This is a genomic window from Roseomonas chloroacetimidivorans (assembly GCF_049629625.1).
Classification (GTDB): domain Bacteria; phylum Pseudomonadota; class Alphaproteobacteria; order Acetobacterales; family Acetobacteraceae; genus Roseomonas; species Roseomonas chloroacetimidivorans.
Genome location: NZ_JBNBZS010000108.1, coordinates 1 through 15,061 on the forward strand (window position 1 = coordinate 1; position 15,061 = coordinate 15,061).

Annotated in this window: 21 protein-coding genes; 12 read left to right on the forward strand and 9 right to left on the reverse strand. The window is 67.7% G+C overall.

Annotated elements, in window-relative coordinates; all coding sequences use genetic code 11:
* Both ACO1BU_RS32575 and ACO1BU_RS32580 read right to left on the reverse strand, forming a co-directional pair.
* Positions 1-670 (reverse strand): phosphoketolase family protein (locus ACO1BU_RS32575; RefSeq protein WP_481133255.1); only part of this gene is annotated, 670 nt, incomplete at its 3' end.
* Between the two features lie 199 nt (positions 671-869).
* Entirely contained in the window at positions 870-1,214 is a 345-nt protein-coding gene (locus ACO1BU_RS32580) for a phasin family protein (protein WP_424140099.1), read from the reverse strand.
* Positions 1,215-1,910: 696 nt separating this feature from the next.
* On the opposite strand from ACO1BU_RS32580, the gene atpD reads away from it, so the two are divergent.
* The 9 genes from atpD to ACO1BU_RS32625 are packed head-to-tail and all read left to right on the forward strand — an operon-like array spanning position 1,911 to position 8,361.
* Positions 1,911-3,350 carry a F0F1 ATP synthase subunit beta gene (atpD, locus tag ACO1BU_RS32585; protein ID WP_424140118.1) on the forward strand — a complete coding sequence of 480 codons (1,440 nt, stop codon included), beginning with the start codon at positions 1,911-1,913 and terminating at the stop codon, positions 3,348-3,350.
* A complete protein-coding gene (locus tag ACO1BU_RS32590) occupies positions 3,347-3,766 on the forward strand; it encodes a F0F1 ATP synthase subunit epsilon (RefSeq protein ID WP_424140100.1) in 420 nt (139 codons plus the stop codon). Before atpD ends, ACO1BU_RS32590 begins: the two co-directional genes overlap by 4 nt.
* Entirely contained in the window at positions 3,763-4,050 is a 288-nt protein-coding gene (locus ACO1BU_RS32595; protein ID WP_424140101.1) for an AtpZ/AtpI family protein, read from the forward strand. Before ACO1BU_RS32590 ends, ACO1BU_RS32595 begins: the two co-directional genes overlap by 4 nt.
* On the forward strand, positions 4,047-4,316 hold the full coding sequence (locus tag ACO1BU_RS32600; RefSeq protein ID WP_424140102.1) for an N-ATPase subunit AtpR: 270 nt from the start codon (positions 4,047-4,049) through the stop codon (positions 4,314-4,316). The genes ACO1BU_RS32595 and ACO1BU_RS32600 overlap by 4 nt, the downstream gene beginning before the upstream one ends.
* A 1-nt stretch (position 4,317) precedes the next feature.
* The gene (locus ACO1BU_RS32605; protein ID WP_424140103.1) at positions 4,318-5,016 is read left to right on the forward strand and encodes a F0F1 ATP synthase subunit A; all 699 of its coding nucleotides are present in this window, start codon (positions 4,318-4,320) and stop codon (positions 5,014-5,016) included.
* Positions 5,013-5,258 (forward strand): F0F1 ATP synthase subunit C, encoded by a 246-nt coding sequence (locus tag ACO1BU_RS32610; protein ID WP_424140104.1) that lies wholly within the window; start codon positions 5,013-5,015, stop codon positions 5,256-5,258. Before ACO1BU_RS32605 ends, ACO1BU_RS32610 begins: the two co-directional genes overlap by 4 nt.
* 4 nt (positions 5,259-5,262) lie before the next feature.
* Entirely contained in the window at positions 5,263-6,024 is a 762-nt protein-coding gene (locus tag ACO1BU_RS32615; protein ID WP_424140105.1) for a F0F1 ATP synthase subunit delta, read from the forward strand.
* Positions 6,005-7,513, forward strand: a complete 1,509-nt coding sequence (locus ACO1BU_RS32620) for a F0F1 ATP synthase subunit alpha (RefSeq protein WP_424140106.1) — start codon at positions 6,005-6,007, stop codon at positions 7,511-7,513. The genes ACO1BU_RS32615 and ACO1BU_RS32620 overlap by 20 nt, the downstream gene beginning before the upstream one ends.
* Positions 7,510-8,361, forward strand: a complete 852-nt coding sequence (locus ACO1BU_RS32625; RefSeq protein WP_424140107.1) for a F0F1 ATP synthase subunit gamma — start codon at positions 7,510-7,512, stop codon at positions 8,359-8,361. The genes ACO1BU_RS32620 and ACO1BU_RS32625 overlap by 4 nt, the downstream gene beginning before the upstream one ends.
* Here the strand turns inward: ACO1BU_RS32625 and ACO1BU_RS32630 are convergent.
* From ACO1BU_RS32630 to ACO1BU_RS32660, 7 genes are all read right to left on the reverse strand, one after another.
* The gene (locus ACO1BU_RS32630) at positions 8,352-8,768 is read right to left on the reverse strand and encodes an SDR family oxidoreductase (protein WP_424140108.1); all 417 of its coding nucleotides are present in this window, start codon (positions 8,766-8,768) and stop codon (positions 8,352-8,354) included. The genes ACO1BU_RS32625 and ACO1BU_RS32630 overlap by 10 nt on opposite strands.
* Positions 8,769-8,818: 50 nt before the next feature.
* Positions 8,819-9,019 (reverse strand): SDR family oxidoreductase, encoded by a 201-nt coding sequence (locus ACO1BU_RS32635; protein ID WP_424140109.1) that lies wholly within the window; start codon positions 9,017-9,019, stop codon positions 8,819-8,821.
* 7 nt (positions 9,020-9,026) lie between these two features.
* Positions 9,027-9,161 (reverse strand): hypothetical protein, encoded by a 135-nt coding sequence (locus ACO1BU_RS32640; RefSeq protein WP_424140110.1) that lies wholly within the window; start codon positions 9,159-9,161, stop codon positions 9,027-9,029.
* Positions 9,162-9,194: 33 nt separating this feature from the next.
* A complete protein-coding gene (locus tag ACO1BU_RS32645) occupies positions 9,195-9,413 on the reverse strand; it encodes a hypothetical protein (RefSeq protein WP_424140111.1) in 219 nt (72 codons plus the stop codon).
* A 194-nt stretch (positions 9,414-9,607) separates the two neighbouring features.
* On the reverse strand, positions 9,608-10,165 hold the full coding sequence (locus tag ACO1BU_RS32650) for a hypothetical protein (RefSeq protein ID WP_424140112.1): 558 nt from the start codon (positions 10,163-10,165) through the stop codon (positions 9,608-9,610).
* A gap of 30 nt (positions 10,166-10,195) precedes the next feature.
* Positions 10,196-12,385 (reverse strand): MobF family relaxase, encoded by a 2,190-nt coding sequence (mobF, locus tag ACO1BU_RS32655; RefSeq protein ID WP_424140113.1) that lies wholly within the window; start codon positions 12,383-12,385, stop codon positions 10,196-10,198.
* Positions 12,382-12,723, reverse strand: a complete 342-nt coding sequence (locus ACO1BU_RS32660; protein ID WP_424140114.1) for a hypothetical protein — start codon at positions 12,721-12,723, stop codon at positions 12,382-12,384. The genes mobF and ACO1BU_RS32660 overlap by 4 nt, the downstream gene beginning before the upstream one ends.
* A 318-nt stretch (positions 12,724-13,041) precedes the next feature.
* Between ACO1BU_RS32660 and ACO1BU_RS32665 the strand changes: the two genes are divergently transcribed.
* From ACO1BU_RS32665 to ACO1BU_RS32675, 3 genes are read left to right on the forward strand one after another with little or no spacing between them, the layout of a single operon-like run.
* The gene (locus ACO1BU_RS32665) at positions 13,042-13,566 is read left to right on the forward strand and encodes a hypothetical protein (protein WP_424140115.1); all 525 of its coding nucleotides are present in this window, start codon (positions 13,042-13,044) and stop codon (positions 13,564-13,566) included.
* Positions 13,567-13,579: 13 nt separating this feature from the next.
* Positions 13,580-14,386, forward strand: coding sequence for a hypothetical protein (locus tag ACO1BU_RS32670; protein WP_424140116.1), 807 nt, complete (start codon positions 13,580-13,582; stop codon positions 14,384-14,386).
* A complete protein-coding gene (locus ACO1BU_RS32675) occupies positions 14,383-15,003 on the forward strand; it encodes a hypothetical protein (RefSeq protein WP_424140117.1) in 621 nt (206 codons plus the stop codon). Before ACO1BU_RS32670 ends, ACO1BU_RS32675 begins: the two co-directional genes overlap by 4 nt.
* The last annotated feature ends 58 nt before the right edge of the window (positions 15,004-15,061 follow it).

Here is a 15,061-nt window from a genome sequence, read left to right on the forward strand (position 1 = left end):
CTACGACCACGGGCTCGTAGCCATAGCCCCGCATCAGCGAGACCAGCTCCTCGGGCATAATCCGCGCCAGGACTGTCGGGTTAGCAATCTTGTACCCGTTGAGGTGCAGGATCGGCAGCACGGCGCCATCGGTCGCCGGATTGATGAACTTGTTGCCGTGCCAGGACGTCGCGAGCGGGCCGGTTTCCGCCTCACCATCGCCCACGACGCAGGCGGCGATCAGGTCGGGATTGTCCAGCACCGCCCCGAAGGCATGGAGGAGCGAGTAGCCGAGCTCGCCGCCCTCATGAATGGAGCCGGGCGTGTCCGGCGCGGCGTGGCTCGGGATGCCGCCGGGGAATGAGAATTGCCGGAACAAGCGGCAGATGCCCTCCGCATCCCGGGACACTTCGGGGTAGAGTTCGCTATATGTGCCTTCGAGCCAGGTACTGGCCACGACGCCCGGCGCACCATGGCCGGGGCCGGCCAGGAACAGGATACTGAGGTCGCGCGCCTTGATGATGCGGTTCAGGTGTAGATAGACGAAGTTGAGCCCAGGCGTGGTGCCCCAATGACCAAGCAGGCGCGGCTTGACGTGCTCGGGGGCCAGCTTCTCTCGGAGCAGCGGGTTGTCGAGCAGGTAGATTTGCCCCACCGATAGGTAGTTCGCCGCGCGCCACCACCGCTGCATACGGTCGAGCTGGTCAACGGCGATCGGGGCAGCATTCTGGCTCTGAGCGACCGCGCTCATGGGCGTTCTCCTTGTTCCCGATCCGCTGCACGCAGGACCCGGGGGCGGGAAGGCTCTCCTCGTAGTAACCATGTGCCGGCCTGGGACTTCGGGTATGGACAGCAGGTCGCTGATCCAGCTGGAGATCTTCGCAGCTCCTTCAGCCGTGAAGCAGCCACGCGCCGCTACCCAGTCCATGAGCTTGTAACGTTTGAGGTCGGCGGCGGAGAAGCGGACGATGCTGCTCTGAGGCCGTCGCGGCGACTTCGCCGAGGAGGATGCGTTGCCGGCGACCTCGGTAAGCATTGTAATATTGCATTGTAATATTCGCCTTCTGAAGCTTCTCGACTAGTTCCAGCGCATTGCGCGTCTGGTGGCTCGCGCCATGCAGAAAGGCGCTGGTGACATCCGATTGCGCCGCAAGGAGCTGGCCAGGTTCCTTGGCGCCACACAGACGCTGCAGCGCAGCACTCACCCGGTTCTGCATCTCCACGAGGATCTCCATCTCACGCTAAGTCGCGTAACACATGGCTCGCTGCGAGTTCTGAGCCACCTGCAACAGAGATAAAAACCGTGGACGTATCGTGCTCCACAGCACGTTCGGTTCCGCGGAACTGCTGGAAGAGAAAGTCGATGCTGACATCCGAGACTCCTTCGCATCAATACAGCGCGCCACAGAAGGAGGCGAGAGTAGCACGCGGGTTGGGCATCTCTGCGAGAGAAGCCAGCAGCAGCGAACCCTTGAAGCGGCTGCCCGGAACGAGGAGCATCGTGGCCGCTTGACGGAAAACCATAGCCCGCACGGTCGGGTTGTAAAGCCGGAACTTGCTGGCCGTCACCCGGCCCCACAGAGGTTGAAAGTTGCACAACATGACAGGCGTCGCACTCGTGTGCCGCCTGCGTCAAGGGCCGCAGTTCCCCGCCGTCCGGGCGTTTCACAGCCGCACCGCTGTAACTTCGCAACTCATGCGAGGCGGTTTTGAGAGACGTGGAGCCCGTGTGATGGCTTGAGCCTAACAAGCCCGGCCGCCTCACGGCTTCCCAACAGCTTCAGTGGAGCGATAATGTCGGGATCAGCGCGAGTGCTCGGCACATCTTATAGAAGTTAGAAGTCCCGTCCACAGGGCGCGTGAGGGCGAACTTCCGCTTGGAAGCCGGGTGCAGGAAGCAGATGATGCGTCCGATGATGAAGCAGAGCGTCATGGATCAGGATGTCTCTTACCGCGCAGCAGTCGGGCCCGGCTCCGTTCTCGCTGTGCGCGGGGCCGCCCTCGACATCCGCTTCGCGGACGGCAAGCTCCCGCAGATTGATGAGGCGCTGCGCATTCCTCGGCCGGAATCCGAGGACATCCTGCTGGAGGTCCAGGCGCATCTGGATCGGGACAGTGTCCGCGCCATCGCGCTGAACACGACGGAGGGTCTGCAACGTGGGACCGCCGTGGAGGCCTCTGGCGCACCGCTGGCCGTGCCGGTGGGCGACGCTGTCCTCGGGCGGCTGCTGGATGTGACCGGGCGCGTCAGGGATCAGGGCCCTGCCTTGCCGGAGAACACACCACGATGGCCCATCCATCGGCCACCGCCACCCCTGGCCCAGCAGAGCGCGGCCACTGGGATGTTCGAGACCGGCATCAAGATGATCGATCTACTGGTGCCCCTGGCGCAGGGCGGCAAGGCCGCCATGTTCGGGGGGGCAGGCGTGGGTAAGACCGTGCTGGTGATGGAACTCATCCGGGCCATGGCGGAGCGCTATCAGGGAACCTCCGTTTTCGCCGGCATCGGCGAACGCTCGCGCGAAGGCCATGAGCTGCTGAGCGATATGACGGGCTCGGGAGTGCTGAACCGCACCGTCCTCGTCTACGGGCAGATGAACGAACCCCCCGGCGCTCGCTGGCGCGTGGGTCTGACTGCCCTGACCATCGCCGAGTATTTCCGCGACCAGCAGCACCGCAACGTGCTGCTGCTGATGGACAACGTCTTCCGCTTCGTCCAGGCGGGCAGCGAGGTATCCGGCCTGCTCGGGCGCCCGCCGTCCCGCGTGGGCTACCAACCGACCCTGGCGACTGAGGTCGCCGCGTTGCAGGAGCGGATTGCCTCCGTGGCCGGCGCGGCGATCACGGCCATCCAGGCGGTCTATGTGCCAGCGGACGACTTCACCGACCCGGCCGTGACCGCCATCTCCGGCCATGTCGATAGCATGATCTCGCTTTCGCGCGCCATGGCGGCGGAGGGCATGTATCCAGCCATCGATCCGCTTGCCTCCTCCTCCGTCCTGCTCGACCCCGAGGTGGTCGGGGCCGAGCATGACGCGCTGGCGGCCCGGGCCCGGCAGGTCCTGGCCCGCTATCGGGAGCTGCAGGACGTCATCGCCCTGCTGGGCGTGGAGGAGCTCGGCACCCAGGACCGGCAGGCAGTCGCGCGGGCCCGGCGGCTGCAGCGCTTCCTGACCCAGCCCTTCGGCGTGACCGAGGCCTTCACGGGCACGCCGGGGCGGTCCGTTTCGCTGGTCGATACATTGGCCGGTTGCCGCGCCATCCTGGACGGCGAGACAGACGACTGGGCCGAGAGCTCGCTCTACATGGTGGGCGGCCTGGAGGAGGCACGGCAGAAGGAAGAGGCTCGCCAGCGGGAAGGTACCGCATGAGGCTGCTGCTGACGGACCCGGTGCGGGTGATTGCCGACCATGCGGACATCGCGTCTCTTCGCGCCGAAGACGCCAGCGGCAGCTTTGGCATCCTGCGCGGCCATGCCGATCTGCTGACTGTTTTGGGCGTCTCGGTGGTCTCCTGGCGTCACCAGGACGGTCGTGCCGGCTACTGCGCTGTGCGTGGCGGCATTCTGACCGTGCGGAAGGGAACGGAGATCGCGATCGCTACCCGGGAAGGACAGCTCGGGGAAAGCACGGAGCAGCTCGAGCACGGCGTCCTCACGGGCTTCCTCGCCGCGACGGAGGCCGAGCGGAATGAGCGGGTCGCTGAGACCCGGATGCATCTGCAGGCCGTGCGGCAAATCGTTCGCATCCTGAGGTCCGGCGCGGGCACGGCGGGGCTTTCGCCGTGACGGAGCCGGTCGGTCCGGGGGAGGATCCGCTGCTCCGCTCCGTCCGCCGGCATGCCGCGCGGGAGCGGCGGGCCAGGCGGGAGGGCGAGCCGACATTCGGTGGACAGCTGGCCCAGGTCGGAACGCTGGGCTGGATGGTGGTCGCGCCGGCGCTGCTCGGGCTTTTCCTGGGCCGCTGGATCGACCGCGGCCTTGGCACGGGTATCTTCTGGAGCGCGCCGCTGATGCTGCTCGGCGTGGCGCTGGGTTGCTGGTCGGGTTGGCGATGGATGCACCGGGAATGATGACGCCGACCGATGCCGCCTGGGTCCTGCCAGGCCTCCTGCTGGGCGGATTGCACTTCCACAGCTTGCGCCGCAACGCCGATCTGTACATGGCCGGCAGCACGCGACCGGCGATCGCCCTGCATATCGCGCGCATGGCCCTCACGCTCTGCGGGTTCCTGTTGGTCGCGTGGCAGGGCAGCTGGCCGCTCCTCCTCGCGGCCGCGGGCTTCCTGCTGGCCCGGCTGCTGCTCGTTCGCCCAGCCTCGGCGCAAGGAGAGGAGTGAGATGATCCAATCACCGCTGGAGACGCATGTCGTCTTTACCCTGGGCCCGGTGCCGATCACGGCGCCGGTGCTGACAAGCTGGGCTATCATGCTGTTCCTGGCCGGCGGCGGCTGGCTTCTGACCCGCCAGGTCGCACTGCGGCCCGGCATGGCCCAGGCCGCCCTCGAACTTGTGGTGGAAACCATCGAGCAGCAGATTCGTGACACGATACGCGTGACGCCCACGCCTTATCTCCCGCTGATCGGAACGCTCTTCCTCTTCATCCTCACGGCCAACTGGTCGTCGCTCGTGCCGGGCGTTGAACCACCCACGGCGGCCCTCGAAACGGATGCGGCACTCGCGCTGATCGTCTTCATGGCGGTCATCGTCTTTGGCGTCCGGGCGCATGGGGCCGGTGGTTATCTTCGGACCTTTGCTCATCCGAACGTTGTGATGGTGCCGCTCAACCTGCTGGAGACCATCACGCGCACCCTCTCCCTGACCGTTCGCCTGTTCGGAAATGTGATGAGTGGCGTCTTCGTCATTGGCATCGTGCTGTCGCTCGTTGGTCTGTTGATCCCCGTTCCATTGATGGCGCTGGAGTTGCTGACCGGCGCGATCCAGGCCTACATCTTCAGCATACTGGCCATGGTGTTCATCGGCGGCGCCGTCGAAGAAGAGAAGCCGCGCGGCGTGGCGGAAAAGGAGGGCGCGGCATGAACCTGATCGAGGTCGTCAGCATCATCGGGGCCGCGCTGGCCGTCTCCTTCGGGGCCATCGGCCCCGCACTCGCTCAGGGGCGGGCCGTCGCGGCCGCGATGGATGCCATCGCACGCCAACCGGAATCGGCCAACACCGTCTCCCGCACGCTTTTCGTCGGCCTGGCCATGATCGAGACCATGGCCATCTACTGCCTGGTCGTCGCGCTGCTGCTCCTCTTCGCCAACCCCTTCCGGGGTTAGCCGGATGCGGATCGACTGGTGGACGTTGGGCCTCCAGACCATCAATGTCCTCGTCCTGATCTGGCTGCTGCGGCGCTTCCTTTTCCAGCCTGTGAAAGCGACTATCGAGGCCCGACGCGCGGCAGCAGCCAAGCTGTTGGACGATGCCGAGGCCGCGCGGACACAAGCCCGATCCGAGGCCGCCGCCCTGGAGTCCCGGCGCCGGGATTTCACTGCCGAGGGTGATGCAATCCTGGCTGCGGCGCATGCTGCCGCGGCGGCGGAGCGGACAGCGCTGCTCGACCAGGCTCGGCAGGAGGCAAAGCGGCTGGAGACGGAGAAGCGGGCCATCCTGGAAAGGGAACGGGAGGTTCAGCGCCGCGAACTGGAATCCCAGGCGGGCGAGCTCGCTGTCGCCATGGCCCAACGCCTGCTCGCCCTGGTGCCGCCCGAGCGAGTGACGGCGGCCATGTTGGACGCGCTGGCGCAGGAGCTAACCGCCCTCTCCGCGGAGGCCCGGCGCGACCTGATGGCGGGAAGCCCAGTTACAGTGGCCACGGCCGCCGCACTTTCGGCCGACGAGCAGGCGTCGTGGCAGAAGCGCCTCACGGAGATCCTCGGTGGCGACGCACAGCTCGTCTTCCGGCATGATCCGTCTCTCATCGCCGGCGTAGAGCTGCACGGGCCGCACACCCTGCTGCGGCGGAATTGGCGTTCCGATCTGGAGCGCCTCGCCCGGTCGCTCACCCTTGCTCCGCAGGCCCGTGATGTCCACCAGTTGGCTTGAGGCGGCCCGCCGCCGGATCGAAGCGGCCGACCTGACACCGGAGCAGGAGGAGATTGGCCGTGTCGAGCGGGTGGGCGACGGCATCGCGCTGATTTCGGGCCTGCCACATGCCCGGCTTTCCGAGGTGCTGCGCTTCGACAAGGGGCAGCTTGGCTTCGCGCAGGTGCTGGAGCGGGACCATATCGGCTGCGTGCTACTGGATGACGAGACTAGCATCAAGGCCGGCGATGTCGTGCGCGGCACCGGCGAGGTGCTGCGGGTGCCGGTCGGGCCCGCCCTGCTCGGCCGCGTAGTGGACCCGCTGGGGCGGCCGCTCGACGGTGGTGGGCCTATTGCCGCGGAGCAGCGGGACCCGATCGAGCGGCCTGCCCCCAGCATTATCGAGCGCGACCTGGTCACCGAGCCGGTCCAGACGGGGCTGCTCGTCGTCGACGCCCTCTTTGCCCTGGGACGTGGCCAGCGGGAGCTGATCATCGGCGACCGGACCACCGGGAAGACTGCCATCGCGGTGGATACCGTCGTCAGCCAGCGGGCGAGCGACCTGGTCTGCGTCTATGTCGCGGTCGGCCAGAAATCCTCCACCGTCGCGCGCATCGTGGAGGCCATCCGTCAGCACGGGGCTCCGGAGCGTTGCATCTTCGTGGTGGCCGGGGCCGCGGAAACCCCGGGGCTGCAATGGATCGCGCCCTTTGCTGGCTTCACCATGGCGGAATACTTCCGCGATCGCGGTCAGCATGCGCTGGTGGTCGTGGACGATCTGACCAAGCACGCAGCGACCCATCGGGAGATCTCGCTGCTTACGGGCCAGTCCCCAGGGCGGGAAGCCTTCCCCGGCGATATCTTCTATCTGCACTCCCGTCTGTTGGAGCGCGCCGGGAAGCTCTCGGCCGACCGGGGCGGCGGTACCCTCACCGCCCTGCCGATCGCCGAGACGGAGGCGGGCAATCTCAGCGCCTATGTCCCCACGAACCTGATCTCCATCACCGATGGACAGATCGTGCTGGACGCGATGCTCTTCCACGAGGGCCAGAAGCCCGCCGTGGATGTGGGCACCAGCGTCAGCCGTGTTGGAGGCAAGACGCAGGCACTGGCGCTTCGCAAGGTTTCCGGCACGCTGCGGCTCGACTATGCCCAATTCCTGGAACTGGAGAGCTTCACCCGCTTCGGCGGCGTGTCCGATGCCCGCGTGAAGGCGCAGCTGGCCCGTGGGGCACGGATGCGGAGCCTGCTGTCGCAGCCCCGCTTCACGCCGTTGCGGCTGGTCGATGAGGTCGCGCTCGTCCTCTCGCTTCAGGAAGGCGTGTTGGACTCCCTGCCCGCCGAGGCGGTGCCCGTATTCCGGAAAGCCCTTCCCTCTTGGCTCGACGAGCAGGTTCCCGCCCAGGTGGATGAGCTTCAGCGGACGCGCAAGCTGGAGCCAGCGGCGCGCGAGATCCTCCTCGCCGCGCTCCGGCGTCTGGCGGAGCGGAGCGCGGGGCCGGCCGCATGACGGCGCGCCTGGCGGAGATCTCGGCCCGTCTGGGCACCGTCCGGCAGTTGGACACGGTGGTGGGCGCGATGCGTGGCATGGCGGCGGCACGGGCGCAGCGGAGCCGTAACCTGCTGCCGGCCATCCGCACCTATTCGGAGGTCGTGGCGCAGTCGATGGCCCAGGCCTTGCAGCTGCTGCCGGAGGGGCTTCCTGCTTCCAAGCCCGGAACCCGCCGAAGCGGGCTGGTGGTCTTCTGTGCCGAGCAGGGCTTCGCGGGTGCCTTCAGTGAACGGGTGCTGGACACCCTGGCGGGCGAGCCCGCGGAGACCGAGATCTTCCTCATCGGCTCCCGCGGCGTGGCGCATGCTGCGGAGCGCGGCATCCCTTCCGTCTGGACCGCCCCCATGGCGTCGCATGTGGAGGGGCTCGCCCGCCTGGCCCAGCGCCTGGGAGAGGCGCTCTATGCCGCGATCCGTGACAGGGGCCTGACATGTGTCGAGCTTCTCCTGCCGGACTGGACGCAGCAGAATGGGCTTCGGATTGAACGCCGCTCCCTCCTGCCGCTGGATCCACGGCGTTTCGCGCCGTCGCCACCCGGCCAACCGCCGATCGTGAATCTGCCCGCGGCCGCACTCGTCGAGGGGCTGGCCGAGGAATATGTCCATGCCCAGCTCCGCGAAGCGGTGACGATTGCCTTCGCCGCCGAGAACGAGGCGCGGGTGTCGGCCATGGCCTCGGCGCGCAGCAATATCGAGCGCATGCTCGGCAAACTGAGTTCGCAGGAACGGCAGGTCCGGCAGGACAGCATAACGGCCGAGGTCATCGAGCTGGCCGGCGGCACCCGCGCCCTGGCGGGTCAGCGCTGACGTTTAACGCGGCGTGCCGTCCGTAGCAGGTGGATCATCAGCTGGCCAGCGGCAGTGGACAACGCGGAAGGGACAACAGCCGAAATGGAACCCTCAAGCAGAAGATGCTGCCCTCCATCGACAGGGATGACAGGGCTGGTGATGCGCCGGGCCGCATCGCTGGCCAGGAACGCCGCCAGCGCGCCCACATCGACGATGTCAACCAAGTGATGCTGCGGGACCTGCACGGCGACTCGCTCGATCAGTGCGTCGGACCGGTCGATCCCGCTGGCCGCCCGGGTGCGGAACGGGCCCGGTGAGATCTCATGGAGGCGGATGCGCTTCGGCCCGAGCTCCGCGGCAATGTAGCGCGCGCTGCTTTCGAAACTGGCCTTTACTGGCCCCATCACGTTGTAATGCTCGACCACGCGCTCGGAACCTTAGAAGCTCACCGTCAGCAGGCAGCCGCCCTGCACCGTCAACGGCTTGGCGAGATGGGCCATCCGAATGAGCGAGTGGCAGGACAGTCCATCGCGATGCCGAAGCCGCCAGCCGAGCTGCCGGTGACCCTGCCGTGCAGGACTTCCCTGGGCCCAAAAGCGATAGAATGCAGCACGAGATCGAGCCCGCCCCACTCGGCGCGGACGCGCTCGAAGGCCGCCTTGAACTGGCCACTCATACGAACATCACATGGAGCACCAGTTCGCAGCCGAGCCGGGCCGGACGAAGGACTCGGCCTTCTCGTTCAGATAGGTCGCTGCCAGACGCGCATCGGCCGCGGCGAAGACCGCCGCGCAGCCGGCGGCGATGCTGTGCCACAAGGCGACTTTTGCGACGGAATCCGGTTCTGGGCGTCATTCGACTATATAATAGCCGCCATCGATGTAGAGCGTCTGGCCGGTGATCAGGCGGGCGGCGTCCGTTGCGAGATACGCCGTAGCCAGACGTCCCCCCCGGTAAGGTCGAATCTCGACACCGCGTCCGCCTTCGGCCGCCTGGGCGAGGTAGGCGCGCCTTCCCTCGTGATCTGGCGCGACCTCGATTTTCCGCACATCCAGGATCGGTGTCGTCATCTCGTGAAGGAGATGCCGAACGGGTCGGCCTGCGAGTTGCCCGGCGCCGCACACGTGCCGAGCCTTGAGCAGCCGGCGGCCGTCACCGGCCCCCTCATCTCCTTTGTGCAACGCCTGTCCAGCGGTCATCCCTCCTCGGAGTGAATGAGCCGAAGCACCCGCTTCCCCAGTTGCGGCCGACGCTGCCCCGCCTCTCAGGCCGAGCGCGCCAGCCCGAACGCTTCCGCGAACTCCGCATCACGATCGACCGGCGCCCAGGTCTCGCCGCGCTCCGCGATCCGCACAGCCCGCGCGGCACCCTCGGCCTCTTCGGTGCAGAGATGCGCCTGCACCAGCAGTTCGGCCGCGCGTTCGCTCAGCTCATCCGCCCGCTGAGCGATCAGCTCAATCCAGAAGCCACCCTCGGTCTGGACGTGGACCAGCTGCTGCTGCGCTTCGCCGGCTGCGTCATGTGCGTCACGGCAGGCCCAGACCGCCTGGGTGAGCAGAGGCTCCAGCACACGCTGCAGGGCCTCCTGGCGCACCTCGCCGGACTCGCTCGGCGCATGCTCGCGGATGTACTCGGCCGTGCCCGCGTCCGCCGCATCGCGAAGACCCACGACCGGGTAATCGAGGCCGAACGCCTCAGCCACGTTGCCCACCTCGCGGGGGTCGGGCGCGATCTCGCGCAGCAGATCCAGCGTCGGTCGGGCCCGACGCTCGACCGGGAAGCGGATGACGTTGGTCAGTCCCGGCAGCAGTTCGATACGCATGAGCGGCTCCTCCGAGGTGTGAAATGGATTCTACGGCGACCAAGACCAGAACACAAGCATAAAATATTGATAGATAACGATTTTGTAGGCCGGAGCGGAAAGCGAGTGGCCGCTCTGTGTTGCTCTCACATGCCCGCCGAGGGCGACGAACTGCGCGGCCGCGGCGCTGGCTTGGGCTGGGACTGTGGTGCCGCAGGCACCCCCTCCAGCTTGCGGCGGGTGACCTCGGCCTCGACCCGCAGGTGCCGCAGGTGGTCCTCGGCCGCGCGCGGCCCAGCTGTCGCAAGGTTGCGTCGCAACGCCTCGTCGAGTGCGGCGATATGCCGGGGCAGGCTGGTCCGCACGGCTTCGGCCTGCAGCCGCTGCCGGACCTCCCGGCCGATGTTGCGGCCCCCGGCCTCCAAGGTCTGGAAGCGATGGCTCTGGGAGATAAAGGCGTCGACCGCCATCTCCCGCCCCTCGCGCGCACCCTGCAGCAGGTCGATGCCGAGCGCCTTGTAGGGCTTGGCGGCCATATCCTCGCCCACCCGCTCCCAGAGGTCGTGATTGGTGATCGGCCTCGTGTCCCCGAGTGCCCGGCGGCCCTTGACCGCCTCGACGGTCGCGGCCTCCGACACCATGGTCCTTCCAGGCCGCGACGAGCGGCTTCATCAGCGTGGTCTTGCCGGCGCCGGCCACGCCGGTCAGGACGGTCAGGGCACCTCCCTGCCCCATGGCATAGATCGCTGCCAGCTGCGCCCGGGCGTGCTCGGGCTTACTGGTGAAGTCGAGGCCGGAGGCGTCCACGGCCGCCTTGATCGCCGTGGCCGGGAGAGCACCAGCCCGGTCACCCGCAGCGCGCCGGCCATGCCACGCCAGCGCCTGCTCGATCCGAGTCTGGGCGGTGTTGGTGACCCGGACCTTCTCGCCCGAGTGCCCAACCACCAGGGCGACGTGCTCGCCCCGGAGCTGGATGCCGCGCTCCTCGATCAGCGCCACCACGCGGTCGATGTCGTCCGGCCCGCCTGCGATGCCGGTGCCGATCAGCCCCCGGGCGGCGTACATCCGCAGCTTGTCGTGGTCGATCACCGCGGCCGTCTGGAACTCCTTGGCGAGATGCCGGGCGGCGAAGGCATAGGCCCGGTCGAACCGCTCGGCATCGGTCAGCTTGGGGTGCTCCACCTCGTGCATGACGGTCTTGTGGTGCCAACCGATATCCTCGGCCTGCTCGCGCCAGATCTCCCGGTCGTTCTTGTTCCCGTGCTTGTCCTGCCGGGAGGCGAGGCCGGTGACGGCCAGGATCTTGAGCTTGCCCTCGGCGGAGATCTGGTCCCACTCGAGGCCCTGCCGCTTGGCGTAGGCCCGGGCGCTGTGGAGGACCTGCTTCCGGCCCTTGCTGAACAGGTCGTTGGCCTTCTGCGGGATGGCCTCGAGAACCACGGCCTGCTGCTCCTTGTCGTAGGCCGTCCGTGCCCCAAGTCGCCGCAGTTCCTCGGCGAGCCTCGCCTGGAAGTAGGCTCCAAACTCGTGGACGCGGGAATGGAGCTGCTGCGTATCGAGCGAGCCCACCCGGCCGTCATCGGTCACCACGACATTGAACAGGGCGTTGTGGATGTGGGCGTGGGGGTCGCCGTCGGTCGGCACCGTGGCGAGGTAAGTCGCCCCTCCCGGCCCGTCCTGCACAGGGAGGGTCGGCCGGGCCGTGTGGTGGCGGAAGCTGACCCAGGCGACTGCGCCTGGGTCGGCCCCGTCCTCGCCGCCCTTCCCTTTTCTGGCCCAACCGAGCTCGCGGGCGACGTAGCGCATCGTGGCGTCGTTGGCCTTGTCGATGGCGTGCCAGATGGCCGCGCTCTCGGCCGGCGTTGCCGCGAACTCGGCCGCCAGCGTCACGGATTTGTGGGGCGCCATGGTCAGGTCGTAGGCGCTGATCTTGCGCTCCTGGCTCGACCATGCCTCGCCGTTGTCCGCCCGCTTGGCCTCGAACAGCCGGTCGAGCTGGGCGTCCTTGGGCATCCGGGTGGGGTCGATGCCGAGCACCTTGGCCACGGCCTGGGGCATGTCGGGCCGCCAGGTCGCCCGGCTGTCCCGGCCCGTGTAGTAGGCCGTGAGCCGACCGCCGGGGTCGAGATGCTTGCCCGGCGTGGTGACGGGATCGTGGATCGGCTCCGGGGTGTTCTCGGTGAAGTAGGCCCGGATGAGCTTGCCGGCGGACGCGGCAGCCAGCTTGCGGAAGGTCATCATCCCCGGTCGCTTGTCCCATTGGCACCCTTCGCGTTCGCACCGGAGCCATTCAGGGCGGGGCGGGCGTCACCGGGTTGGATCTGGTGCTGCACCAGCAGGTCGGTGCGGGCGTCGATGCGCTTGAGCAGGACCGCCTGATCGCTGATCAGGCTCACCAAGCCGGCGAGCAGTTCATCGAGGGTCGGCCCCTCGCTCGGCTTGGGCGTGAGCAGCTGGACCACCTCGTCCAGGCGCTCCAGCACCAGCCGCAGCAGGGTCGATTGCCGGGCGAGGGCCGCCGCGACGTCCTGATCGGGTGTCTCCGTTCGCACCGATTGTGGGTCTTGTTGGTCGGGCATGCAGCCTCCTGCGTCTGGAAGCAGCGTCGCTCCGGCCCGTGCGAACGGGGACAGCAAGCTTGCAGGGCCGTGCGAACGGGAAGGAAACCACGCCGGGGCCGCGCACGCCGCACCTTAGGTGCAATGGTGTATGGAGACCCCTTTTCCGCGTCCAGGTGACGTCCAGGAAGTGGCCAGGTGATGGCCAAGAGGCGTCCAGCCGACGGCCAGGGGACGGCCAGGGGACGGCCACGCCGCGTCCAGATGATGTCCACCCAGCCAGATCCCGTTCGCACGGCCGGGACTGACAATGCCTGCCAGCGGCAGCAAGGCGCGAGCATGAAAAACATATCCGAGCGGGATCTGAGATGGCTCGACGAGCACGGCCTGAAAGGCCGGTCACCCCTCTACAAATTCATCAGGAAGAACTTCGCCAAGCTGAAGGCGCGGAGAGCAGGAGAGGACGATGGCCCGAGTTGGGCCCGGCTCGCCGAATGGCTGGCCAGCCAGGGGCAGACCAACAGCCGCGGAGAGCCGCTCTCATGGGATGCGGTCCGTAAGGTATTCACGCGGGTTAGCCGCGACCTTGAAGCCGAGGACCGTGCGCGCCGCACCGGGGCGGCGGCCAAGGCTAAGCCCGCCAGGGCACCAGCCGGCTGGCAACCACCGATCGCACCGCCGCGCCCGGCACTGACATCATCACCTGCACCTGCCAGCCCACGCCCCGAAGCCGCCCGAAAGGACGTGGCGCCGTTCGCACGCTCCCCCGCTACCGATGGAGAGCACGCCGCGGACGACGACGTGAGCCCGGAGGAGCTGATGGCTGGGTTCAAGGCAGTCGTGGCGCAGCGCAGCGGCCGATAAGAGGAGCAGACCATTGAACGAGATAAGCAAGCCGAAGGGGGCGGCCCCAATCGGGTCGAGCCAGGGGGACCGAGGCATCACCATCGCCATGCGACATGGGCGTGGCCGGGTGGGCGGCAGCACGTTTCTCGACCTGCTGATCCAGATGGCTCGCGCCGAGGGTAGACCGGTGCTGGTCGGGGATGGCGACCGCCGCAACCCGACACTGGCGGGCTATTATCCGCCCAATGGAGAGGGTGGCGCCACCCAGCCACGGTCGGACGAGACGGCCGATGTGAAGGATTGGCTGACGAACACGGTCGCCGAGGCGCTCAGCATGCAGTCGTCGCTGGTCATCGACCTTGGCGGCGGCGACCGGGTCATGCAGGAGTATGGATACGATCTGGCACTGGTGGACTTCTGCGAGGCGAGCGGGGCGCACCCGCTCGGAATCTTCATCTCCGGGCCGGAGCCAGACGACTTCGAGCATGTCCTGGCCATCTGGCGGGCAGGTTATTTCCGCCCGCGACGCTCGCTGCTGGTGATGAACGAGCACCTGATTCCGCCGGGACGGTCGCCGCAGGGCGCGTTCGACCCGCTGTCCGAGACGGACGGGTTCAAGGAGATGGTGAGCCAGGGCGCGCGGCCCATGTATCTCCCGCGCCTGCCGTGCATGAAGGAGATGCGGGCTCTCGGCCTGGGCTTCCTTGATGCTGCTGCCGGCAAGCCCGGAACGTCAGGTAAGCCGCTCGACCCGGTTCGCCAGTTCATGGTCAAGCAGTGGATCGGCAAGGTGCAGAAGGAGTTCGAGAGGCTCAAGGTCACGGGGTGGATGCCGTGAGCGGGGAGCTGACGCCCACGTCCGTGGCGGCGGACGATCTGCGCGCCGCGGCCGAGGATATGGAGCAGGCCGCGTGGCGGATGGGTCTCGCTCCCCACGAGCCGCTCGGGATCTGGGTGGCGAGCATGCGGCGGACCGTGACGGGGCTCGCTGACCTGACCGAAAGGCAGGCGGAGGCGGTCGCGGCCACGGTCGAGGGCACGCGGAAAGTGCTGGACGCGGAGGTCGCCCAGCTTCGCGCAGCCAGCGAAGCGGCGGCGCACCAGATGCACGAGGCCAAAGCGGTCCTGACCAGGGCGCAGGTCGAGGCCGAGAAGCTGACACTCAAGACGCTTCAGGACCTGACCCCGAAGATCCTGGAGGAGATCCGTGACGCGGTGGTCATCCGGGAGAAGCGCTACAACAAGAGCATGGAATGGCGCCGCTACGGGCTGGTCGGGCTCACGGCCGTCTGCCTGTTGCTGGGCGGCTACGCCGGCCGGGCCTGGCAGGACTGGTCGGCGACGACGGCGCTGGCTCACTGTGTCGAGAACCCGCTCGCCGCGGCGGGATCTGTCAGCGTTCGCGCCAGAGCTGCCGTCACTCGTCGGCTGCCGCCGTCATTCATCCTGCCTTGAGGATGGCGAGCACGGTGGTCGCACGACGGAGATGAAGCATGCGACGGTGGTTGGCGGG

Coding starts and splice junctions, on each gene's coding strand:
- ACO1BU_RS32605 (WP_424140103.1), top strand. CDS start 4,318: ATGATCCAATCACCGCTGGAGACGCATGTCGTCTTTACCCTGGGCCCG.
- atpD (WP_424140118.1), top strand. CDS start 1,911: ATGGATCAGGATGTCTCTTACCGCGCAGCAGTCGGGCCCGGCTCCGTT.
- ACO1BU_RS32665 (WP_424140115.1), top strand. CDS start 13,042: ATGAAAAACATATCCGAGCGGGATCTGAGATGGCTCGACGAGCACGGC.
- ACO1BU_RS32635 (WP_424140109.1), bottom strand. CDS start 9,019: ATGAGTGGCCAGTTCAAGGCGGCCTTCGAGCGCGTCCGCGCCGAGTGG.
- ACO1BU_RS32660 (WP_424140114.1), bottom strand. CDS start 12,723: ATGCCCGACCAACAAGACCCACAATCGGTGCGAACGGAGACACCCGAT.
- ACO1BU_RS32620 (WP_424140106.1), top strand. CDS start 6,005: ATGTCCACCAGTTGGCTTGAGGCGGCCCGCCGCCGGATCGAAGCGGCC.
- ACO1BU_RS32580 (WP_424140099.1), bottom strand. CDS start 1,214: ATGGAGATCCTCGTGGAGATGCAGAACCGGGTGAGTGCTGCGCTGCAG.
- ACO1BU_RS32610 (WP_424140104.1), top strand. CDS start 5,013: ATGAACCTGATCGAGGTCGTCAGCATCATCGGGGCCGCGCTGGCCGTC.
- ACO1BU_RS32625 (WP_424140107.1), top strand. CDS start 7,510: ATGACGGCGCGCCTGGCGGAGATCTCGGCCCGTCTGGGCACCGTCCGG.
- ACO1BU_RS32590 (WP_424140100.1), top strand. CDS start 3,347: ATGAGGCTGCTGCTGACGGACCCGGTGCGGGTGATTGCCGACCATGCG.
- mobF (WP_424140113.1), bottom strand. CDS start 12,385: ATGATGACCTTCCGCAAGCTGGCTGCCGCGTCCGCCGGCAAGCTCATC.
- ACO1BU_RS32600 (WP_424140102.1), top strand. CDS start 4,047: ATGATGACGCCGACCGATGCCGCCTGGGTCCTGCCAGGCCTCCTGCTG.
- ACO1BU_RS32615 (WP_424140105.1), top strand. CDS start 5,263: ATGCGGATCGACTGGTGGACGTTGGGCCTCCAGACCATCAATGTCCTC.
- ACO1BU_RS32650 (WP_424140112.1), bottom strand. CDS start 10,165: ATGCGTATCGAACTGCTGCCGGGACTGACCAACGTCATCCGCTTCCCG.
- ACO1BU_RS32645 (WP_424140111.1), bottom strand. CDS start 9,413: ATGACGACACCGATCCTGGATGTGCGGAAAATCGAGGTCGCGCCAGAT.